At 50.9% G+C, this 22,512-nt stretch carries 20 protein-coding genes and 1 pseudogene; 14 read left to right on the top strand and 7 right to left on the bottom strand.

Features of this window, described 5'->3' with window-relative positions; genetic code table 11:
- Positions 1-268 precede the first annotated feature (268 nt).
- From MMIC_RS03170 to MMIC_RS03155, 4 genes and pseudogenes are all read left to right on the top strand, one after another.
- Positions 269-790 carry a hypothetical protein gene (locus tag MMIC_RS03170; protein WP_171966443.1) on the top strand — a complete coding sequence of 174 codons (522 nt, stop codon included), beginning with the start codon at positions 269-271 and terminating at the stop codon, positions 788-790.
- An 83-nt stretch (positions 791-873) separates the two neighbouring features.
- Positions 874-945: pseudogene (locus MMIC_RS13005) on the top strand (IS200/IS605 family transposase); the annotation flags it as partial.
- Positions 946-1,207: 262 nt separating this feature from the next.
- Positions 1,208-2,791 (top strand): phosphoenolpyruvate carboxykinase (ATP), encoded by a 1,584-nt coding sequence (pckA, locus tag MMIC_RS03160; RefSeq protein WP_072658940.1) that lies wholly within the window; start codon positions 1,208-1,210, stop codon positions 2,789-2,791.
- Positions 2,792-2,811: 20 nt separating this feature from the next.
- Positions 2,812-3,930, top strand: a complete 1,119-nt coding sequence (locus tag MMIC_RS03155; RefSeq protein ID WP_072658939.1) for a hypothetical protein — start codon at positions 2,812-2,814, stop codon at positions 3,928-3,930.
- 38 nt (positions 3,931-3,968) lie between these two features.
- On the opposite strand, the gene MMIC_RS03150 is transcribed toward MMIC_RS03155, so the two are convergent.
- The 3 genes from MMIC_RS03150 to MMIC_RS03140 form a co-directional block, all read right to left on the bottom strand.
- Positions 3,969-5,282 carry a two-component system sensor histidine kinase NtrB gene (locus MMIC_RS03150; protein ID WP_227819325.1) on the bottom strand — a complete coding sequence of 438 codons (1,314 nt, stop codon included), beginning with the start codon at positions 5,280-5,282 and terminating at the stop codon, positions 3,969-3,971.
- 154 nt (positions 5,283-5,436) lie between these two features.
- Positions 5,437-6,252 (bottom strand): mechanosensitive ion channel family protein, encoded by an 816-nt coding sequence (locus MMIC_RS03145; protein ID WP_072658935.1) that lies wholly within the window; start codon positions 6,250-6,252, stop codon positions 5,437-5,439.
- A 30-nt stretch (positions 6,253-6,282) separates the two neighbouring features.
- The gene (locus tag MMIC_RS03140) at positions 6,283-6,951 is read right to left on the bottom strand and encodes an SDR family oxidoreductase (RefSeq protein WP_072658933.1); all 669 of its coding nucleotides are present in this window, start codon (positions 6,949-6,951) and stop codon (positions 6,283-6,285) included.
- 49 nt (positions 6,952-7,000) lie between these two features.
- On the opposite strand from MMIC_RS03140, the gene MMIC_RS03135 reads away from it, so the two are divergent.
- Genes MMIC_RS03135 through ggt form a run of 5 tightly spaced genes read left to right on the top strand, consistent with a single transcriptional unit; the run spans position 7,001 to position 11,406 of the window.
- Positions 7,001-7,429, top strand: coding sequence for a NusG domain II-containing protein (locus MMIC_RS03135; RefSeq protein ID WP_227819324.1), 429 nt, complete (start codon positions 7,001-7,003; stop codon positions 7,427-7,429).
- Position 7,430: 1 nt separating this feature from the next.
- A complete protein-coding gene (locus MMIC_RS03130; RefSeq protein WP_143144853.1) occupies positions 7,431-7,961 on the top strand; it encodes a Gx transporter family protein in 531 nt (176 codons plus the stop codon).
- Positions 7,951-8,859, top strand: a complete 909-nt coding sequence (locus tag MMIC_RS03125; RefSeq protein ID WP_072658931.1) for a TonB C-terminal domain-containing protein — start codon at positions 7,951-7,953, stop codon at positions 8,857-8,859. The genes MMIC_RS03130 and MMIC_RS03125 overlap by 11 nt, the downstream gene beginning before the upstream one ends.
- Positions 8,840-9,790 carry an A/G-specific adenine glycosylase gene (gene mutY / locus MMIC_RS03120; protein WP_072658929.1) on the top strand — a complete coding sequence of 317 codons (951 nt, stop codon included), beginning with the start codon at positions 8,840-8,842 and terminating at the stop codon, positions 9,788-9,790. Before MMIC_RS03125 ends, mutY begins: the two co-directional genes overlap by 20 nt.
- Positions 9,787-11,406, top strand: coding sequence for a gamma-glutamyltransferase (gene ggt, locus MMIC_RS03115; RefSeq protein ID WP_072658927.1), 1,620 nt, complete (start codon positions 9,787-9,789; stop codon positions 11,404-11,406). The genes mutY and ggt overlap by 4 nt, the downstream gene beginning before the upstream one ends.
- Here the strand turns inward: ggt and MMIC_RS03110 are convergent.
- Positions 11,399-12,355: an acetoin utilization protein AcuC gene (locus MMIC_RS03110; protein WP_072658925.1), complete on the bottom strand. Its 957-nt coding sequence runs from the start codon at positions 12,353-12,355 to the stop codon at positions 11,399-11,401. The two genes, ggt and MMIC_RS03110, sit on opposite strands and share 8 nt — an antisense overlap.
- Before the next feature lie 45 nt (positions 12,356-12,400).
- On the bottom strand, positions 12,401-12,583 hold the full coding sequence (locus tag MMIC_RS03105; protein ID WP_083530410.1) for a hypothetical protein: 183 nt from the start codon (positions 12,581-12,583) through the stop codon (positions 12,401-12,403).
- 87 nt (positions 12,584-12,670) lie between these two features.
- On the opposite strand from MMIC_RS03105, the gene MMIC_RS03100 reads away from it, so the two are divergent.
- On the top strand, positions 12,671-13,117 hold the full coding sequence (locus MMIC_RS03100) for a tellurite resistance TerB family protein (RefSeq protein ID WP_072658923.1): 447 nt from the start codon (positions 12,671-12,673) through the stop codon (positions 13,115-13,117).
- A 21-nt stretch (positions 13,118-13,138) separates the two neighbouring features.
- Here the strand turns inward: MMIC_RS03100 and MMIC_RS03095 are convergent, their stop codons facing one another.
- Together MMIC_RS03095 and acs are read right to left on the bottom strand one after the other, a co-directional pair.
- On the bottom strand, positions 13,139-15,931 hold the full coding sequence (locus MMIC_RS03095) for a hypothetical protein (RefSeq protein ID WP_072658921.1): 2,793 nt from the start codon (positions 15,929-15,931) through the stop codon (positions 13,139-13,141).
- Positions 15,932-15,985: 54 nt separating this feature from the next.
- A complete protein-coding gene (acs, locus tag MMIC_RS03090; protein ID WP_072658919.1) occupies positions 15,986-17,932 on the bottom strand; it encodes an acetate--CoA ligase in 1,947 nt (648 codons plus the stop codon).
- A 92-nt stretch (positions 17,933-18,024) separates the two neighbouring features.
- On the opposite strand from acs, the gene cutA reads away from it, so the two are divergent.
- The 4 genes from cutA to pta all read left to right on the top strand — a co-directional run bounded on the left by cutA (position 18,025) and on the right by pta (position 22,510).
- Positions 18,025-18,336 (top strand): divalent-cation tolerance protein CutA, encoded by a 312-nt coding sequence (gene cutA, locus MMIC_RS03085; RefSeq protein WP_227819323.1) that lies wholly within the window; start codon positions 18,025-18,027, stop codon positions 18,334-18,336.
- 63 nt (positions 18,337-18,399) lie between these two features.
- Positions 18,400-19,155, top strand: a complete 756-nt coding sequence (locus MMIC_RS03080; RefSeq protein WP_072658915.1) for a cytochrome c biogenesis CcdA family protein — start codon at positions 18,400-18,402, stop codon at positions 19,153-19,155.
- A gap of 40 nt (positions 19,156-19,195) precedes the next feature.
- A complete protein-coding gene (locus MMIC_RS03075; RefSeq protein WP_072658983.1) occupies positions 19,196-20,374 on the top strand; it encodes an acetate/propionate family kinase in 1,179 nt (392 codons plus the stop codon).
- Between the two features lie 15 nt (positions 20,375-20,389).
- Positions 20,390-22,510: a phosphate acetyltransferase gene (pta, locus tag MMIC_RS03070; RefSeq protein ID WP_072658913.1), complete on the top strand. Its 2,121-nt coding sequence runs from the start codon at positions 20,390-20,392 to the stop codon at positions 22,508-22,510.
- Positions 22,511-22,512 lie beyond the last annotated feature (2 nt).

Genomic DNA, 22,512 nt, shown 5'->3' with positions numbered 1-22,512 from the left:
TTCGTTTCCACTGTGATCACTCCTGTTTTTTCCTCCAACTAAATCATTAGCTGGGGATACTACAGGGGGGTCAAATTTGGACGCTGATTTACCCCTCTAGGGGGTCAATTTTGAACGCTGAATAACACCCCTGAATGTGAAGCTTACTTCTTGGCTGGCGGGCTTCCCCGCAGTGAACGTTGAGGTAATCCAGTCAACAGACCTTAAAGAATGCACGGACTTTGAGACATATGATGCGCAAAGCCCTCTTCACAGCAACATAAGCTTGTTGAAAAAGTTTTATGAGCGTAACGAGAGATCTGGCTTGGTTCGTGACTTTATCGGACCTTCTATTGATATAGGCTTTAGAGTGGCAAGCTTATCTACACCAAGAAAGATGATGGTTTCTGTGGATTTGGCACTTTTGGTAGCCAAAGTTAGAGGTGCGACGTCTCCTGAAGATAATCCTCCAATGCTTGACTTAAGGTATGATGGAAAGAAAATACTAAAGGGAGTTTTGGATAATAAACCTTATCCCATGTTCTGGATTGATACGATGCCAGACTCTGAGGAAGAGATTTCTAACCAAGAGGCTGAGATACTCGGCTATAATGTGTCGACAATTGAAAACATAAAAATTTTTGTTGATGAGTTTATTTCAACCCATGGTGGCGATCTATTTTGCTGTCTTCCTTATATCATAAACGATAAAGCAGCCTTGTTTAGTAAAAGACAACCACCTGCAAAACATAAAAGGGTAATAGACGCATACAGTGCGATGTATGACGGGGTTTCAGACGATCCGGAGTGATCACTCCCGTACTATTTAGAGTCCCCGATAAGGGATTCGTAAACCCCTCGCCTTTAGGCGACGGATAGATAGCCTTCCAAAGTATGCAAGATTATAAGCGCGGCAGTCACACGGTTTGGGATTGCAAATATCATGTTATATGGATGACGAAGTATTGATATTCGATATTGCAAGGAGATGTCGGACCACTCAGCTGGAGCTTTTCGGGGCGAAAATTATATTTTCGAATGCTTAGTTTAGATTATCGATATGAAAATACTTAAGATAAACGTTTTGAACCCTTGCAGTACAAATTATCAATGTGAAATATTGGCGAAATTCTTCTTGCCAGCACATAATATCGATGGAATTAAGATAAAGGCTTAGTTGGCCCTGATATTGCTGCGGCAGATATGTGTAGGATAGATCGAGGGATATATGGCATATAATACAAAGCAGATCAGCGAAGAGCTTTCCGTAAATCATCTGGGCCTGAAGAATCTTGAGGATGTATACTGGAATCTGCCAACCCCCAGTCTTTATGAACATGTGATTCGAAACCGTGAAGGCCATCTGGCTCATCTCGGGGCACTGGTGGTGCGCACGGGGCATTTCACAGGTCGAGCGGTGAAGGACAAGTTTATCGTTGATGATGAAACCGCTCATGACCGCGTATGGTGGGGTGATTTCAATCGCGCTATCTCCGAGGAAAAATTCGATGCCCTGTATGCGCGCGTACAGCGATACCTGGAAGGCCAGCATGTTTATGTTGAAGATTGTCTGGTAGGTGCTGATTCACGTTTTGAGAAGCCGCTAAGGGTAATTACACAGGATGCCTGGCATGCGCTGTTTGCGCGTACCATGTTTGTTCGCCCTGTAGATGTTGGTCGTGAGATTGGCACCAACGAACCTGAATTTACTGTACTGCACGTACCGCATTTCCATGCCATGCCGAGTCAGGATGGCACCAATTCAGAAGCCTTTATTATTCTACACCTGACTCGCCGTATCGCCCTGATCGGCGGCACGGCTTATGCGGGTGAAATCAAGAAATCGATTTTTACGATCATGAATTATCTGCTGCCGGATCAGGATGTGCTGCCTATGCATGCATCGGCTAATGTGGGTGTGGACGGCGATGCGGCTATTTTCTTCGGCCTTTCAGGTACGGGCAAAACCACACTCTCATCCGATCCTGAACGCAGGCTGGTTGGTGATGATGAACTGGGTTGGAGTGAGCATGATATCTTCAATTTCGAGGGTGGTTGTTATGCCAAGGTGGATCACCTTAGCCGGGAGAAGGAGCCTTTAATCTATAATGCCACGGAGCGATTCGGTTCCATACTCGAGAATGTCGGACTGGATGTGGCGACAAGGCGCGTGGATTTTGATGATACAAGTCTGACAGAAAATACCCGCGCAGCTTATCCGATTCAGGCGATTCCCAATGCTATATATCCCGGCGTGGCCAGCCAGCCGAAGAACATTATCATGCTTACGGCTGATGCTTTCGGCGTGTTGCCTGCAATTTCCAGGCTTTCACCGGAACAGGCGATGTATTACTTCCTGCTTGGCTATACAGCCAAGGTTGCCGGAACTGAAGCAGGCATTACTGAACCCCAGGCGACTTTTAGTCCATGTTTCGGGGCACCATTTATGGCACGCCATCCATCCGTATATGCGAAACTGCTCGGTGAAAAAATTCGTGATGGCAATGTGACGGTATGGTTACTCAATACCGGCTGGAGCGGAGGCCCTTATGGCGTGGGTGAACGTATGGATATTGATCTCACACGCACATTGCTGTCTGCAGCGCTGACCGGTCAATTGGATAAGATCAAATTTCAGCGCCATCCGATTTTCGGTTTGATGATGCCGGAAACGCTGGATCCGATTGCAACATGGGATGATCAACTGGCCTATGTTGATACAGCCAGAGAGCTTGCTGATCTTTTCAGGGCTGCATTCGAACCGTTTGAAACTGAAGTGCCACCCCAGGTGCTACAGGCCGGACCGGTATAACAACAGAACACAGGATAAATATGCACTATTACAGCGACATCAAGGATGCACCGAAAGAGATTGCAGATCAGCTTAAACCGTTGAACCGGCGCGGCTACCAGCTGGGTTGGGTTGCTGACGAGCAGAGAGCCGGGATGCCGGATGCGGCAGAGGTTGTGAGACTCTGGAATCAGGATAAAGCCGTGATGTTGCCTGCTGTCCTGAAGCTGGACGATTTTGCAACAGCGATTGATCGGGCACGAGCGTTGATGGAAGAGACCCTGGAAACAGGGGGGCTGTCGTCGTCACTGGAGGCTGATTTTTATAAGCAGCAACTGGGGGATGAATTTCAGCTGACAGCTTCATCGTTTGAGGAGCATGATGAGCAGGGTATCGAGAAGGTCTATTTCGATGCTGTGGTGGATGGCGAATGTGCGGCGGAGGATCTCTGGTGCAAGGCATCCTGGTTATCCTTTATCGAAGATGATGCATCACTGCGCTTTCGTTTCTCTTTTGGCATGGAGTGTCTGGAAGATGTGGCTGCCGATCCGAATCGCCAGCTATGGGGCGGAAAACTCTGTGATGTGATGTTCCCTGAATCTGCAGCCATCACAGAAAATGAGCCGATTGTATCACTGATGTCCGACATTGTTGGCGGCAAACCTGAGTTCGTTGAACGTATTGTATATTTCAATGCACCGAATGGCGGGGCCCAGATGCATCACGATGTGGAACGTGGTCATAATGGTGTGGTCTTTGCCCAGATTACAGGCTCCACCTTCTGGCTGGCGCTGGCCAAGCCGAAGTTGATGGATGAGCTGATCGATTTTGTTACTGATCCGGTCAATGGCGATGAGATTATCCGACTGCTGCCGGAAGCCAGCGACCGCATTGCTTTGGCGGAACTGTTATCTGACAAGGCAGTACTCTCAGCTTATATGGACGAATTCGATCACGAATTGGTGGAAGCGGTGATGGATCGCTCAGCTCTGTTTACGCATCACCTGATCAAGAAGGGATATGGCTATATCCTGCAGGCCGGTGATGTACTGCTCATGGGCCAGCGTGATCTGGACACCTGCGTATGGCATTCAGTGATCTGCCTCGGTGATGAACCGGGTGAAGCGCTCTCGTTTGCTGTGCGTGCTGAATCTTCGTAAATCAAATCCTCTGCGGTGATTTCTGGTCCGACTTTTCCTTATATATGATACTCATCATGGCTGGCTGAATCGGCATTCGGGTTATTCAGAGGCAGGCAGATGGTCAAGGTGGTTCCGTGATTGAGTTTACTTTCAGCATGGATGGAGCCGCCGTGTGATTTGATTGCACCTTCAACCATAGAGAGCCCGAGTCCGGTTCCTTCATCTTTGGTAGTAAAAAACGGATCAAAAATATGCTCCATTTCTGATTCATGAATACCACAGCCGCTATCTTCAACACAGAGATGGACAACGTGGCCATTGCAGCTATCACAGGCTTCAGATTGAGGACAGACCGAGCAACGGCGCTCTTCCAGAGTGACCTTGATGAGTTTATCCTCAGAGTTTCTGAGCGTATCAGTGGCATTGTTGATGAGATTTACGAAGCTCTGCTGCAGCTGTCCTGCATCACCAAACACAAACAGTTCCTCTTCGGGGAAGTTCGTTTGCACCTGAATCTCTTCCTCCATGCTAGATTGCAGACTTTTCAGCGTAGCTTTCAATAGCGTGGTGAATGGAATTTTTTGAATGTCATGCGTGCTATCCTGAGAGAAAGATAGTAGTTGCCTGATCAGGGTTGAGCCATCCATGCCCAACTGATGAATGTCATCCAGATGGCGTTGAACTGCATCTGAAGTGCTTTTCTTCTTTGCCAGATAGGCTTTTCCAATGATGCCTGAGAGAATGTTGTTGAAGTTGTGTGCCACTCCGCCAACAAGGGTTCCCAGCGCCTCCATTTTCTGGCTTTGACGAGCTGCTTTTTCCAGTTCAAGGCGTTCGGAAATATCCGAGAAAGTACCGATATAATATTGCAACTCATGTTGAGCATCCAGAATGGCACGAATGTGTAAGACTTCCGGATATATGCTGCCATCAGCCCGCCTGTTCCACAGCTCACCCTTCCATTCTCCATTGTGATTAAGCGCGTTCCACATCCGTTCATAGAAGGCTGAGTTTTGTATGCCGGACTGGAGCATGTTGGGGTTGCGGCCGACTGCCTGCTGAAAGGTATAACCTGTTGTAGCTTCAAAAGCCTTGTTTACATGCACCATGATGCAGTCAGCATCTGTGATAATCACACTTTCGCCTGCATTTTCGAGTGCAGCAGCAAGCATTTCAGTATGTGCGGCAGATACTTGCGCAGCCCGAATTATCGGCCTGATGACCCACCTCAGTGCAGGGTATGCTGCGATCAGCAGCAATAACAGACTGTCAGCGATAGCCAGCTGTATTTCTGAAAGTCGGGTCTCGATATGAAAATGGTTAAATATCAGCATGACGAGGATTTCTGCCGATAATACGATAAGTACCATTCTCACGATGAGGCTGATAATTCGTCGGGTGGTCAGAGTTTTACGGTGCATCTTATTTATATCGCATGATTCTCGCCGGGCATAAGTAAGTTTGTGAAATAATTGCTTTATATAGGAAAAGAACAAGGTGCCTCGTATTGAGGCGCCTTGTTAATTATTCAGGTTTGTTTAGGTGCACATCCATCTGCGGATAGGGGATGGATATGCCGTTGTCATCAAATGCAAGTTTGATTTTTTCGTTGAGGTCGAAGTAAACGCCCCAGTAATCGCCTGAATTGACCCACGGCCGCACATTGAAATTAACACTGGAGTCGGCCAGCTCGCCTACGGCAATCAGCGGCTTGGGCTCTTTCAGGATTCGCTCATCGGCATCAATGATGGCCTGCATGAGCTCCTTGGCTTTACGAATATCATCGTCATAGCCGATGCCGAATACCATATCGACGCGGCGGGTATCGCGGGCTGAGTTGTTGGTGATGGTGCCGCCGTAAATAGCCCCGTTGGGTACAATAATTTCACGATTATCACCTGTTTTCATGCGAGTGCTGAAAATACCAATCTCTTCTACGACGCCAGTTGCACCGCCTGCTTCAATAAAATGACCGACTTTGAAAGGGCGGAAGACAATCAGCAGTACACCTGATGCGAAGTTTTGCAATGAGCCCTGTAGAGCCAGACCCACTGCCAGACCTGCAGCACCGATCAGGGCGATGAATGAAGTGGTGTCCACACCGAGTTGATCAAGTGATGCGATGATGATGAATAACAGCAGCAAAGCATTGAGGATGGAGTGTACGAAGCTGACCAGCATGGTATCCATGCCCGCCTTGTTCAGCATCTTGTCAACGACGTTCAGCAGCATGCGTGCAATCCAGCGGCCGACAATAAAGATGGCCAGAGCCATGACAATATTGATACCCCAGGGTATAATATATACGTCGGTTAATTCCTGTATGTTCAATGATTCCATCGTGCCCTCCCAATGACTATTCAGCTTAGTTTAGTATGGAACAACCTTGCCATCAAATGCTATAAACTGTCCCGGGGAAAAATTACGCGCAGTGGCAATGACTGCGCACATTCCGCGTACGGATGTTTCGATATTGATCAGTCCGTTATTACCGGTCATATCTGTGGCGACCCAGCCAGGGTGAAGGGTGATGACATGCACACCATGCGGAGCCAGGTCCATGGCCATGGATTTGGATATAATCACCAGTCCTGCCTTGGCGGCGCGGTAGGCATAGGTGCCGCCGCTTGAATTGTCATCGGAAGAACCCATTTTTGAACTGAGGTTGGCGATAGTTCCTTTGGCAGTGATGACCCGGTCAGCCAGTTTCTGTACCACACGTAAAGGCCCCACACAGTCCACATTAAACACATCCAGCATGGCATCAGCAGTGATATTGCTGAGTGACTGGCCATCTTTGCCCGGGCCGTAGATGCCGGCGTTGTTAATCAGAAGATCAATAACTTCGGGCAGATCTCCAAGCGGATCCTGATCAAGGCCGACATCCCATTGCAGTAGATGCAGGTGCTCAGGTGCCAGATCAGCCAGGGCTCCCGGATTTGATCGATAGCAGGCCCATGCGTGGCAACCCTGCTCCAGATAGTGGTGCACAAAACCCAGGCCGATGCCTCGATTTGCTCCTGTGATCAATACGTTCATAAAACCTCCCATAGCTTGCAGGGCATTGCTGCTGTTACCATCGGCGCATATGGCACTGCTTACACGTGAATCTGACCACAGTATGTTGATGCTGCTCAAGGGCAGCAAGGTCGACCGTCTGTTATTGTGCGTATCACTGCTTGCTATCGTTATTTCATGGTTTGTGATTCAGTCCCGGATTGCTGCGGGTCCTGCTGTTGCCGAGATTTATCATGGGCAGGTATTGCTCGCCACTTATCCATTACCTCAACCCGGAGAGGCAGCACAGCGCCTCCATATTGAAGGAGAACTGGGAACGTCAGAGGTATTGTTGGATCAGGAGGGAGTTCGTATCGTGTCGTCGCCATGTACAACCCAGCATTGCGTACAGTCAGGTGTTCATCGACATGCAGGTGATATGATTGCCTGCGTACCGAATCGGATTCTGATCACTGTGCGCGGCAAATCGGCATCAACTTATGATGCCATTGTTGAATAAGATGCCTGAATCAATGATTCCCCGACCTTCATTGTCCGAACTTGAACGCAAAGGTCAGTGGCTGGCACTGTTGCTCCTGGCGATTGGACTGCATGTTTTTGAGGCGGCACTGCCAAGTCTCGGCCCATGGTTCAAACCCGGGCTGGCTAACCTGGTGACATTGCTGGTGCTGGTGCTGATGGGGCCGCGTGCTGCCATTGCGCTGGCCATCGGGCGAGTAGTAGTTGGCAGTTTTTTTATAGGCACTCTGTTTACGCCGACCTTTGTTGTTTCGATGGCCGGAGGCCTTGCTGCTGCAATGGTCATGATTATGGCCTGGCGTTGTATTCCGGGCATCAGTTTGATCGGTATAAGTCTACTCGCAGCTCTTGCTCATATGCTGGCTCAGTTTATAACTGTGGAGTCTTTATTTATTCAACAGAGCGCACTTTATTATGCACTACCACCATTATTGCTACTCTCCTGCATTACCGGCTGGATTAATGGGGCGCTGGCAAGGTATATTTCAGCCCGGCTGACAGATGAATTATAATATCAATACCGATCAGCGCCGTGTGGGCGCATCACTTTTCGCATCTATTGTTGCGCATCTGTTGCTCGTGCTGTTTGTCGGTCTGGTTGATGATGATAAACCCCTGCCGAAAAAGGACACACCACAGATTATGGATGTGGTACTTCTCGATGATGAGAAAACAAAACCTGAAAAAGCACCCGAAGATGCTAAAACCATGTCCAATCGCAGCGCTACAGGTGGCAGTAGTAAAGCACGGGACCGCATGACACGGCAGGCAAGAGCGCCGATGCCAAGCATGCAGCAGCGCAAGCCCAGACCAGTTGCCCCGCAGCAGCCGAAAACGCCTCCCGTACCCAATCAGCAGCAGCGCGCACGCTTGTTGGCCAAGCGCGGTACAACTGCAGATAATAGCCTGAGTAATAAGCGAGAGAAGAAAACCAGGCAGAAAGAGCCTGCAAAGAAGGCCAAACAGGTTCCGTTGGCTAACCTGATGCCATCAACTATGGCAATGTCCCGTTTGTCCCGCGATTTCCAGCGTGAGAAACGCTTGCAACAGAAGCTGTCCCGTGAAGCTGATATCCCGATTAATACACGCCAGGCCAAATATGCACCCTATGCACAGGCATTGGTACGGGCGCTGGAAGAGCAATGGCGACCCGGACAGGCTAATTATGAAGAGTTTGCCGAAGAGGCTCGTCGATCCCTGATTAAAATCTCGATTGATCGCAGTGGTGATCTGGCCGGTGTTGAAATTCTGCGACCAAGCCCGATACCGCAAATCAATAATAGTGCGCTTGAGGCTATTCACGCTGCAGCACCATTCAAGGTGCTGCCATCATCCTGGGGACTGGATAAAGTCAGTTTTTATCTGACCTTTGAGGTGGTAGAGGATCGATTTGTCTTCCGACCGATGTAAGGCTCTACTCAGTTGGTACGCTCTGCATGCCCGAAAACTGCCGTGGCGTGAAACAACTGACCCGTATCACATCTGGATCTCCGAGATCATGCTGCAGCAGACTCAGGTGAAAACCGTGCTGCCACGTTATCTGGGATGGTTTGAGGCTTTCCCGACAATTGAGGCGCTGGCTTCAGCATCTGCCGATGATGTGCTTAAAGCCTGGGAAGGGCTGGGTTATTATCGCCGTGCCCGCTTTATCCATCGCTCTGCACAGATGATTCAATCTGATTATGACGGCCGTTTTCCGAATGAGTTTGACGATATCATGAAGCTGTCCGGTATTGGTCGTTCTACCGCAGGAGCTATTTCATCTTTCTGTTTCAGCACGTTCACAGCGGTGCTGGATGGAAACGTGAAACGCGTGTTGAAACGCTGGTATGCGAAACCGGAAACCGGCGATAAAGAATTGTGGCTACTGGCCCAACAGGCTATTGAAACTGCAGACGATCCGGCGATCTGGAATCAGGCCATGATGGAGTTGGGTGCAACTGTATGTTCGGCGAAGTCTCCATCCTGTGAGCAGTGTCCGGTGCAGCATCACTGTGCTTCGGCCTTTCACGTAGATATTTCAAAGGAGATTCGTAAGCCGGTAGCTGTGCTTGATGTTCACTGGCGCATCCATCTTTTCATCTGTCCGGAGAAAGGGATATGGCTCAGTCAGCGGCCGGATTCAGGAATCTGGGCTGGATTGTGGACGCCGCCCATTACCGAACTTGAAGAGTGCCCTGAACAAGAACCGGCACATATCCACCAGTTAACACATCGACGCTTACATCTTTATCCCGATCAGTCTGAAACTGAACCGCGCGGAGATGGCCGATGGGTGCCGTCTATTGAAGGTTATGCCCTGCCTACGGGTATTCACCATTTATTGGAGAAAGTGATATGATCAGGTCTCTATTCTTAGCTGTAACCCTGTTGCTGCCGTTGGCAGCTCATGCGGCGAATCCCGGATCGGGCATGGTTGTGGCTGCACAGAAGAGTGCAGCAGAAGCCGGTGCTCAGATGTTAAAGCAGGGCGGTAATGCTTTTGATGCTGCTGCTGCGACGGCTCTGGCTCTGGGTGTGGCAGAGCCGGGTTCATCCGGTATCGGCGGTGGAGGTTTTTTCCTGCTCTATATCGCCAAAGAGGATCGCTATGTGATGCTCGATGCGCGTGAAATTTCACCGAGGCTGGCAGGCAACGGGGAAGTGTATGAAACAGCATCCAGCATTGACGGTCCACAGTCTGCTGGTGTTCCCGGCTTGGCAGCAGGCGTAGATCATCTGGTCACGCGGTACGGCAAACTGAACCGTTCAGTCATTACACAGCCTGCGATCGATCTGGCGAAGAATGGTTTTGTAGTGTCGCCACGACTGAAGGGCATGATCAAATGGCGAGGTAAGGCGTTCAATGATGTTGCACGCAATCAGTTCATGTCAGGCGAGACAATAAAACAGGGCGCACTTGCTGATACCCTGATCCGTTTCGCCAAAGGCGGGGCAGAAGATTTCTATCGCGGTGAGACAGCCGGACGACTTGTTGCTGATATGATACGGGATGGTGGTCTGATCCGTGCAGCCGACTTGGCCGATTATCGTGTTATTGAGCGCAAACCGGTTACCTTTGAGTACAATGCGTACAAGCTGATCTCTGCACCTCTGCCATCATCCGGTGGCATGACATTGGCGCATGTATTCGGTCAGTTGAAGAATGATGATCTCAAAGTTCTGAATCGGACTGATCGGGTTCATCTGCTGGTCGAAACGATGAAGCGCGCATACCGGGACCGCAATGAGCACATGGGCGATAGCGATTTCGTCGAGATTCCTGATCTGCTCAACGAGCATCGTTTAGCACGTTTGCGGGCTGGTATTCGTATGGATCGTGCTACGCCAAGCCGAGAGCTTGGCAACAGTTCCGATGCCATCGGGTCTGGCACCGATACGACCCATTTCTCAGTGATTGATTCCGAAGGCAATATGGTTTCGGCCACGCTATCAATCAACTACGCTTTTGGCTCCGCTTATGTCTCCCCATCCACAGGCATTCTGCTCAATGATGAGATGGATGATTTCGCCACTCGCCCCGGCAAAGCGAATGCCTATGGTCTGGTGCAGGGAGCGGCGAATGCCGTAGCGCCTGGCAAACGCATGCTCTCATCGATGACGCCAACATTCGTCATAGGCCCCGATCGCACTTTCATCGTAGGTACCCCCGGCGGTTCGCGCATTATCTCGATGGTGCTGCTCGCAAGCCTCGGTTTCATGCTTGATGAGTCAGCACCTGCCAATTGGGTGAATGACCCGCGCTTTCATCACCAGTTCCTGCCCGATGTGATCCAGCACGAACAGGAGGCTTTTAGCCCCGCAGTCAGCAAAGAACTGCAGGCGCGTGGGCATATTCTCAAACCGATGAATCGAAAGTACGGTAATATGCATGTCATTATATGGGATAGGATAGATAAACAGTTAACCGGCATTGCTGACCAGCGTGGTGAAGGAGCTGTCCTGGATGTTAAGTAAGGCAGAGTTGCGCTAACACCACATTCCAGGCTTTTGCCAAATTTACCCTGTTATAACCGCCACCACCGAGGGCAATGATACGTCCCTGAGCGAATTCATCTGCAAGGCGGCATAGCGATGCTGCAGCATGGGCGTGTGCCTTCGGAGTGAAGCACATGTCGGTAATCGGGTCGCCGGCAATCGAGTCGGCACCACATTGGAAGATAATGAATTCAGGTTTGAATGCGCGGATGAAGGCCTCGGCTTCGGGCCAGACTTTCATGAATTCCTCATCGTTTGCACCCGGACGCATTGGCAGGTTCAATTTGCTTCCCAGCGCTTCTCCAGTGCCGGTTTCATCGGCAAAACCGCTGCCGGGATAGAGATGGGCTCCATCTTCATGTATATCAACAGTGCACAGATCCGGATCGGACTCGAAAGCGTAAAAGACGCCATCTCCAAAATGTGCGTCGATATCCGCATAAGCGATGCGCCGGATACCGTATTCGCTGCGCAGTGTTTCAATAAGCACTCCAGCATCGTTGAACACGCAGAAACCGGCAGCCATATTGCGGCGTGCATGATGCAGGCCGGCGATCGGGATGAAACAACGAGGATGGGCGCCATTGATGGCCACTTCGGCAGCCGCCAGTACGCTGCCGACAACCGTGGCGGCAGCTTCATACACACCTTTGAACGCAGGGGTATCACCAAAATCCAGATAACCCTGACCTGATTCGGATTGGCTTATAACGCGTTCGACATATTCGGGTGTATGGAAGCGTTCAATGGCTCCACGTTCTGCCATAACCGGCGTGCTTATTTCTACTTGTTTATCCAGATTCCGGCTGATGGTCTCCTGCCAGAAAGCGTCCATTCTATCCGGGCCGAAGGGGTGTGCTTCAGCAAAACCGTAGCGGGCGAGTTCTGCACCAACATAGAGCTGAACAGGAGATTGTGAGTCAGACATATTGGCAGTATAGCGCAGTAGCCAACAGTTTCTTAAGGGGAAATATCAGGAAGCAGCAGTGGCGATGAATGCCCAGCCACCTATGAGAAGGGCAGAGCTGAAACAGAGAAATGCGACCCAGGCCATGGCGAAGACAATATTTTTCCTGCCTGCCTGATATGCTTTCCAGCCAAACCAGCTGGCAAAGCAGCCAATGGGAATTGAAAAGAGCAGAAAGATAGCCAGCATGATTTGCGCAAGCCTATAGGGCTGCCCGGCGTTGCCAAGAGCAATGGCAACCTTATGCTTGTCGTGTCCGGCAACGAGGTGTGATGCATGATCAGGAAGCTTCAGAAAATGTGGAAGACGGCTGCAGTCAGTACGAAAGAGCAGCGGGGACATGATGTGTCTCTGGCCGTTGCAGCTTTGATGGTTGAAGTGATGCGTATGGATGGACATCTGCATGAAGCTGAACGCAGCAGTATGATGGTTGCACTGGAAAAACGCTTTGACCTTTCCGAGACAGAAATTCATGCATTGATTGAACAGGCTTCTGCTGAGGTGGATAAAGCTCTGGACCTGCACCAGTTCACCTCGATTGTGGTCAAAGGTTTTTCCACTCAGGAACGAATCGTCATTCTGACTGAGCTATGGGCTGTCGCGATGGCTGATGGCATAGTGGATCCCTATGAAGAACAGATTATCCGTCGCATGGCTGATCTGTTGGGTATTCATCATACTCAGTTTATTGAAGCGAAACTCTCTGCCGAACTGCAGTTTTAGGGTTCAGGGTGTTTTGAGGCGTCAGAGTTTGTGCCTTGGCGGGGTCAGGGTAACCTGTATCGAACCGATTTCATTGGCATGGTCCTTAGGCGTAGGCCAGGTCGGATAAATCATGTCTGCAGGTAGACTCTGATATCTGGCAAAGCGTTCGATCATCTTCTGGGTATAACGGATGCGTTTGATTGTTTCAGCATCAATTGATTTGCCCGTCCACTTGGGTACCAGATCAAGTGTCCAGCCGGACCTGTTTTTCAGGTCGCGAAGTGCAGAACGCAGTCTGATCCTTTCGTTTAATGACAGGCGACCTTCTTCGCGCAAACGAATACGTGTGCCGATGATGGGGGCTTCTGTATTCACGGGCTTTGCTTTTGTGTCAGGGGCATCTGTTGTGTTGCCGGTAGCAGCCTGCTGTAAAGTCCGCTGCATTGACAGGCCCAGTCGATGCAAATCCAGCGGTTGCGTGTTCCAGTCGCCATGATTTTCGAAGTTGAGTGAGATGATATCGTTGCTCTGGCTTAATCGTTCCAGCAGTCCCTGAGTACTGAAACCTGTCCGCTCAATCATGGGGTCATCAGGAGAAACCCGGGTCTCTGTAACGGCACGCGCCAGTTTCAGTTTCACCAGGCTTGCATAACTATTACCCGCTTCGCCATCTTTGATATTCAGTTGTGCAGAAATCCGCCCCCGGACCAGTCGTGGCATGCCTGATGCAAACATCCAGTCGTGCAGAAAAAATGGCAGGCTGTTGTCAATGGATACTCTGCCCTTGAATCGCTGATTGTCAGATAAAACATACCAGTGTCCATTCAGGGAGGCCTTGCCCTGACCTACTCGCCCATCAGCGGTGATGCTTGCCCAGTGATCCGGTTTAATGCTGTTGATCTGGATATTCAGTTGTTCCATCCATGTTGCATCATTGTTACCAATGCTTACCCTGCCGTTTTCCCAGTTTAGCTGGCCAATTTCCCAGTTCGATGTACTTAGCTTCTTTTTCCACCAGCTGATGTGAGAGTGAGGAGTGTCTGCTTTGCGATCTGTTGCAGGCAGGTAGCCGGGCAGCGGTTTAAGTGCGGTGGTGTAGTGCCAGTCATTGGCATTGAACAAGTCTATCTGCTGGCTATCAAGCTCCATACCCACCGGTCCGAATCTTGTTTCAACCCGTTTTGCCGTCCACGTATCACCTGCATGGGAGATTTGTACATCAGCCGCAGAGGCTTTTCCGTGTGCCCGCCATAGCCCATCTGTGATTGAGACACTCAGATTTAAATCGCTTTCACCGGAGAGACCCATGGATCTGTTGCTATCACCCTGCAGGGGTATGAACGGACGCAGCAGGGCAAGATCGATATGATTTCCACGTAGTCTGAATTCTGACTTTTTGACAGCTCCATGTTTGTAGTGCGCCTGACCGTTCAAGCGCCACTCTGCAGGCTGTGTAGTATCCTGGTTGTTGACTGTCTCATCATGCTGTTGCATGGAGCGCAAGTTAAAGTTGATTTTATCCGACAGACTCCAGCTGCAATAGCCCTTAAGCTCGGGTAGCAGCAACTTGCCCTGACTCGTCGCCAGGCCAAGTGTCATATGACTAACGTCTATCTTGTCGGCGCTGATGTCCCAGTAGCCGGTATGTCGATTGCCGTGGCTTGAGTTGGCTGGCCGGACTGCATGCTGATGTGGTTGAAAGATCATCAGGGAATGATCTGTTGTGATACTTGCGGCATGCATTTTGCGGCTGCTGAAATTCAGCCATACATCTTTTAGATTGATCTCATCCCATGTCCAATCGTGGCGATTATTTTCCGTCTGATGCGAATCCGCATAACGCACCTTGCTTAGCTTGGCCTGCGCAGTGGAGAGGTTCCAGTTGTTATTTTTTTGTATCCATCGTAGGTCTGCATCAAGCAGGGCATGACTTAGTGTTTTTTCCGCGAACGAGGGCAGGCTTTTCGCCCATAATTGGACAGGCCAGTCTCTGGCTGCCACATCCAGTTTCCACTCGTTTTCAATCTGATTGCCGGACCAGTTGATCTCATGAGAAGGCGCTGTATTGGGTTCGTCCGACAGCTCTGCTTTACCCTGGATGCTTGTGCTGCCGTTATTGTTGATCGTCCAGTTCGTTCGCCCTGATAATAACCCATCAGTCTGCACCAGCCCCAGCGCATTGGTGAGAAGGATACTGTCAACATTGCGCCATTCAGCTTCTCCTTTAGCGCTCCATTTATTTTGCTTTTCCGGTTTGTCATGGTAAGACCACTGCCACTGTACGGGGGCACCAGCCAGTCGGGCACGGGCCGAAATGTTACGTACCGCTTTCTGAATTTTCAGGTCCATGGATAGACTATCCAGCTTGATTGGCGGTGTCAGTTTGTCTTTGAGATACAGTGTCAACGAAGCGTTGGATACAGTGAGTGATTGCGTGGCTTGCCAGATTCGCAGCAGTTTTTGATCATCTTTCCAGGCAGCTCTTTGCTCAGGGTTCCAGACTACGGCATCAAAACCGATGATTTCAACCTGGCCTATTTTCGGGTTTTCGCCCGTAAGAAGTTTCGGGTTAGCGTGGATAAACAGGTGTGCAATGGCAAGTGAATCACGTTGTCGCTCCAGTTGTACATTTTTCAGAATCAAACCATTCCTCAATAGATGATAGCGGACGCTGCCGATATTAATGCCAGCCTCTTCTCCCCATTGATGAATCAGGTTTTCGGCTTGCTCCTGAGCTCTGATCTGAATGGACAGATGCATGGCAACAGACAGCAGTGAAACAACTGCAATGGCAGCCAGATACCAGCGTGCACCCGGTGGAAATATCCCCACCGGATGGCGAAACAGGTGTGGACCTTTCAGATGAACCTCATCGAACAGAACACATTATACGCTAGGTCGCTGCAGCTGCTTGATCACGCTCTGATCTTCCAGTGTGGAGATATCCGAGGTGATTTCGCGGCCGGCAGCAATATCGCGCAGTAAGCGGCGCATAATTTTACCTGATCTGGTTTTAGGCAGGCTATCGGAAAAGCGGATTTCATCCGGTTTGGCTATTGCACCGATCTCTTTGCCGACGTGCGCACGCAATTCTGCAACCAACCCATCAGTCGCCTCGCATTTGAGTGTGACAAAGGCGCAGATTGCTTCACCCTTGATGTCATCCGGGCGACCAACGATGGCGGCTTCAGCAACCGATTCATGGGAAACCAGCGCTGATTCGATCTCCATCGTGCCGAGCCTGTGCCCCGAAACATTGAGTACGTCATCCACGCGGCCCATGATCCAGACATAGCCGTCTTCATCCTTGCGGGCACCGTCACCGGCAAAATAATACTGGCCATCAAACTTTCTCCAGTAGGTATCCACGAAACGCTGATCATCACCCCAAACTCCGCGCAGCATGGATGGCCACGGCTGACGAATAACCAGCAGGCCTCCGCCCTCGGTAATCTGTTTGCCTGCTTCATCGACAACAGCCACATCAATGCCGGGCAAGGGCATGGTAGCTGAGCCCGGCTTGGTCGGTGTGGCAAACGGCATGGGGGCAATCATATGGCCGCCGGTTTCAGTCTGCCACCAGGTATCAACAATCGGGCATCGTCCTTTTCCAATGACATTGTAATACCACATCCATGCTTCCGGATTGATAGGTTCACCAACGGTCCCGAGCACACGCAGGCGGGAGAGGTCATGTTTCTGCGGCCATTCATCCCCAGCCTTGATCAGGGCGCGGATAGCGGTGGGCGCGGTATAAAAGACTGTAACACCATGATCGGCACAGATTTTCCATAGTCTGCCCGGATCAGGAAAAGTGGGAACGCCTTCATACATCACTGTCGTGCCACCGCAGGCCAGAGGCCCGTAAATCGAATAGGTGTGGCCGGTGATCCATCCGACATCGGCGGTGCACCAGAACACATCGGAATCAGCCCTGAAGTCGAAGGACCAGCGCATGGTCAGGCGTGCCCATAACAGATAACCGGCTGTTGAGTGAAGGATGCCTTTGGGTTTTCCGGTGGAGCCGGATGTATAAAGAATAAACAGCGGATGTTCTGAATCCACCGCCAGTGGCGGGCATACATCTGATTGTACCTTGAGCGCTTCATGCCAGTCGATATCACGACCATTCGTCCAGCTGACTTCATTGCCTGCGTGACGAACTATGAGCACATGTTTAAGGCTGCGGCACTCTTCCTGCAGCGCTTCATCAACACTGGGTTTCAAGGCATGTGTACCACCACGGCGACCACCACCATCGGCAGTGATGATCAGTTTAGCCTCAGCATCCTGAATGCGATCACGCAGTGCCTGGGGAGAAAATGCACCGAAAACCACAGAGTGCACAGCGCCAATACGTGTGCAGGCCAGCATGGCAATGGCAGCTTCAGGAATCATCGGCATATAAATAACAACGCGGTCGCCGGCCTGTATGCCGAGCTCTTTCAGGGCATTGGCTGCCCGACAGACATCAGCAAGCAGGTTACGATAAGAGATACGGCGTACTTCACCGCCTTCCGCTTCCCAGATAATGGCCGTGCGCTCCCCCAGCCCGGCTTCGACATGGCGATCAATGCAGTTTTCAGAAAGGTTGAGCTTCCCACCCTCAAACCAGCTGAAAAAAGGGGCCTTGCTACGATCAAGTACACGGCCGAAAGGTTCATTCCAGTGTAAATGCTCACGCGCCAGTACCTTCCATGTTTCATCGAAATCTGTATCAAACTGTTCGCGTAAGGAATAATAATCATCCATAGATGCAATATGACCTTTGTGTCCCTGCGGGGGATCAAAGCTGCGATTTTCTTCCAATATACTGGTAATAGATTCAGACATGGCGGTTGCTCCTTTCAACTCATTTCTAGCAGGCCTGCGCGAGCGCGACAACAGGCTTCCGATTGTGTTGGAACAGGCTATCATAGCGCATGATGAAAATCAGCGTCGTCAAGACTAGCCTGTCGAGCGAGTTGCAGGCCAAAAAGCTTGCTGAAGCTTTGCTTGAGGCGCGGCTTGCAGCTTGTGTGCAGATTAGCGGCTCCGGCCTGTCTCTTTATCGCTGGCAGGATAAAGTAGAGCATGAGCAAGAGTGTTACATGAGTATCAAAACCAGCACAGAACTTTGTGATGAGGTCGTCAGCTGGTTGCATGAACATCATCCCTATGAAACACCTGAGATTGTCTGGAGTGTTTGTGAGGCTAGTCCCGATTATGCAAACTGGCTTGCGGATATGGTGAAGTAAGTAATGTGCTGGAGCTGCGACTTACAGCCGTTACGAAATAGAGCGTTACTAGTGGAGAGTTGAATGATTGAAGTTACATATGCAGGCGCGTTGCTGGCCGGGCTGCTGTCTTTTTTGTCGCCCTGTGTGTTGCCGCTGGTTCCGGCTTACCTGTCCTATATCTCCGGCGTATCGGTTAATGAACTTCGCCAGCATGATGCACAGGCAGGTTCCGCGCGCAGACATGCGCTGATTCAGTCGCTCTGGTTTATTGCCGGATTCAGTCTTGTATTTATTGCTCTTGGCGCATCCGCATCACTGCTTGGTCAGTGGATGCTCTCCAATATGGCAATACTGGCCAAGTTTGCAGGTATTGTGATTGTAATTTTCGGCTTACACTATGCTGGCATAATACGTATTCCGTTGCTGATGATGGAAGCGCGCTTTGATGCCGGTGGCGTTAATGCCAAACACGGCATTGGCGCTCTCGTGCTGGGCTCGGCATTTGCCTTTGGCTGGACTCCATGTATTGGACCCATCCTTGGTGCTATTCTCGCTGTTGCGGGTGCCCAGGCGGAAATGATGCGCGGCGTTGCGCTGCTCGGAGTTTACTCTCTTGGTCTTGCCATCCCGTTTTTGCTCGCGGCCCTTGCAACCGACTCATTCCTGCGTTGGTCTCAGCGTTTCAAACACCATTTTGACCTGGTGGAAAAGCTCTCCGGTATCCTGCTGATTATTGTCGGAGCAATGATTTTCCTCGGCAGTTTCAGCATTGTTTCAGGCTGGTTGATTGAATGGTTCCCGGCTCTGGCTGATATCGAAGGCTCATTCTCCCAGTGATACGACTTACAGATCGGGTTTGAGTGCGCTGGCTGAGAAAATGATTCTGATCATCAACACCGGCAGCTCCTCGATCAAGATGGCCCTCATTGACATGCCGTCGGAAAAGCTGTTGGCCGAAGGTATGGCCGAGCGTCTGGGTGAGGCGGGTGCATCAGTAAGCTGGACGGTTGCGGATACCACGCAGAGCTTTGATATCTCCGGCGCGGAACATCTTGCTGCCATGCAGCAGATGCTGGATAGCCTGTTCCTGAAAGTGAACAAACAGCAGATTACGGCTGTCGGGCACCGGGTCGTACATGGCGGTGAACGTTTTGTTGCTCCTGTCCGGCTCGATCACGCAGCCATGGCTGAGATTGAATCACTATCGCATCTCGCACCGCTGCATAATCCGTCGAATTTACTGGGTATTCGCGTTTTGATGGAGCATTTGCCAGCCATTCCCCATGTTGCTGTTTTTGATACAGCCTTCCATCATGCTATGCCGCCACATGCCAGTCTCTATGCCGTCCCTTACCATTGGTATAGTGAATATGGCGTGCGTCGTTACGGCTTTCACGGTACCAGCCACCACTATGTCGGACAACAGGCTGCCGGGTTGCTGGGGCGAGAGTTTGATGATTGCCGGTTGTTAACAGCTCATCTGGGTAATGGCTGTAGTGCCGCGGCGATAGCTGGCGGAGTCAGTGTGGATACCACAATGGGTATGACCCCGTTGGAGGGGCTGGTCATGGGTACCCGCAGCGGTGATGTTGATCCGGGGCTGCATGATTTTATAGCCAGACAGCGTGATGATTCACTGGCGACGATTACCGATGCTCTGAACCGGCAGTCGGGGCTGTTGGGAATATCCGGGTTGAGTAATGATATGCGTACCTTGCTGGAAGCGGCGGATGCCGGTCATGAGCGTGCCCGGCTTGCTGTAGACCTGTTCTGCTACCGGCTGGCAAAATCTTTGGCATCTCTGGCGGTAGCCCTTGGCCATATTGATGCGATTGTGTTTACCGGCGGCATCGGTGAACATGCAGAAGCTGTGCGTGCTAAAACGGTGCAGCAGTTGGCTTTTCTGGGAGCAGAACTGGATGGATTGAAAAATAGCCTGCATGGCAGCCAGTCGCACGGTTTTATCAGCGCTGACGATGCGAATGTCTCTGTTCTGGTTGTTGCCACCGATGAGGAAAAAATGATCGCCCGTTATGTCTGTGATGTTCTGGACTGAGGAATAGCTATCTATATGAGTCATACTTTTTTACTTGTTTCCACTGGTTCTGGGGCGGGCTTGACAACGGTCAGTCTGGGGCTGGTGCGGGCACTGGATCGTCTAGGTATTCGTGCGGCATTTTACAAGCCGGTGGCCCAGTTGCATGAAAGTGATCATGGTGCTGACCGCTCTACCCGGTTGATCGAGCACTGCACCGATATCGCCACACCTCAACCGATCAGTCTTGCGCGTGCGAAAGCACTTCTGGGATCAGGGCGGGAAGGTTTGCTGATGGAGGAGGTGATTGCGCTGTACAGGCAAAGTTCCCGTCATGCTGATGTGGTGATTGTCGAGGGGCTGGTCGCAGATAGTCATGCCGGTTATGCCACGCGTCTGAATACTGCGATTGCCAGAGCACTGGATGCCGAGGTGATTCTGGTTGGCAAACCTGAGGCCGGGCTGGAAGATGCCATTGATATTACAGCGAATGCATTCAGTAGTGAGAATGGCAGCGCATTGATAGGTCTGATTATTAATAAAATCGGTGCTCCGGATGATGAGTCCAATGTCAATCTGAAAGCTGACACTTTACAGACCCGGTTTAATCAACAAGAGGCAGAAGAGAAGGGGGGCGATCTGGCGCGCCAGATGGCTGGCAAGTCGTTTCATTATATTGGGGGTATTCCCTGGGATGCTTCTCTGAATGCGCCGCGCATGTGTGATATTGCTGATTATCTTGGTGCTACAATCCTGCATGAAGGCGGAATGAAGTTGCGCCGGGTTCAGCGTATGGAACTGTGTGCCAGGTCTCTGAAAAATACGCTTGCTGTATATCAGCCGCATACGCTGTTGATTTTTCCGGGTGATCGCGAAGATGTGTTTGTAGCAGCGTGCATGGCCGCCATGAACGGTGTGCGCATTGCCGGTATTCTGTTAACCGGCGGTTTGAGACCGAGTTTCGGGATGCTGAATTTGTGCGAGCAGGCGATTCAGACAGGCATCCCTTTATTGCTGGTGGAGAGCAGCTCTTTTCAGACCGCAGCCAAACTGGTGAATATGCCTGCGGAAGTCGCCGCAGATGATATTACCCTGATTGATCAGGCCATGGATCATGTTGCGAGCCATCTCGATACAGAGTGGTTAAAAGCACGTTGTGAAATTGATCGCAAACCGCGCCTCTCTCCGGCGGCGTTCCGGTACCAGCTTATTCAGCAGGCCAGCCAGGCAAGACGTTGTATTGTGCTTCCTGAAGGTGAGGAGCCCAGAACAATCATGGCCGCCTACCAGTGCCAGCAGCGCCAAATCGCTCAGTGCATGCTTCTGGGTAATCCGGACAGGATTAATCAGGTCGCTGCATCACTGGGTATTAAACTGGATGCCGGGGTGCGAATCATTGATCCGGTGAGCGTGCGCAGTCGTTACATCGAGCCGATGACAAACTTACGGCAGCATAAGGGACTGAACAGCCAGATGGCCGAGGATCAGCTACAGGACCGTGTTGTGCTGGGAACCATGATGCTGGCTATGAATGAAGTGGATGGCCTGGTTTCAGGTGCTTTGCATACGACTGCGAATACGGTGCGGCCTGCCTTCCAGTTGATAGGAACCAGTGAATCAGCCGAATTGGTTTCATCAATATTTTTCATGTGTCTGCCCGATCAGGTGGTGGTATATGGTGATTGCGCCATCAACCCGGACCCGAATGCCGAAGAACTCGCTGATATCGCAATTCAGAGTGCGGATTCAGCCGCCCGTTTCGGACTTGAACCGAGAGTGGCCATGCTCAGTTACAGTACCGGTGAATCGGGTGCAGGTCACGATGTCGACAAGGTGCGCCAGGCTACGCGTATCGTACGTCAGCGCAGACCTGACCTGCTCGTGGATGGGCCATTGCAATATGATGCTGCTGCGATTGTCTCCGTCGGCAAGAGCAAGGCACCGGAAAGTCTGGTCGCAGGTAACGCCAATGTTTTCGTCTTTCCCGATCTGAATACGGGCAACACCACTTACAAAGCGGTGCAGCGCAGTGCCCGGGTCGTAAGTGTCGGGCCAATGCTGCAGGGGCTGAAAAAGCCGGTGAATGATCTCTCTCGCGGTGCTTCTGTAGAAGATATTGTCTATACCATCGCATTAACTGCGATTCAGGCAGGCTGAAA

The organism is Mariprofundus micogutta (genome assembly GCF_001895085.1).
Taxonomy (GTDB): domain Bacteria; phylum Pseudomonadota; class Zetaproteobacteria; order Mariprofundales; family Mariprofundaceae; genus Mariprofundus; species Mariprofundus micogutta.
Note: the sequence above shows the minus strand (reverse complement) of the source record. Positions and strands in the feature narration are given on the sequence as shown.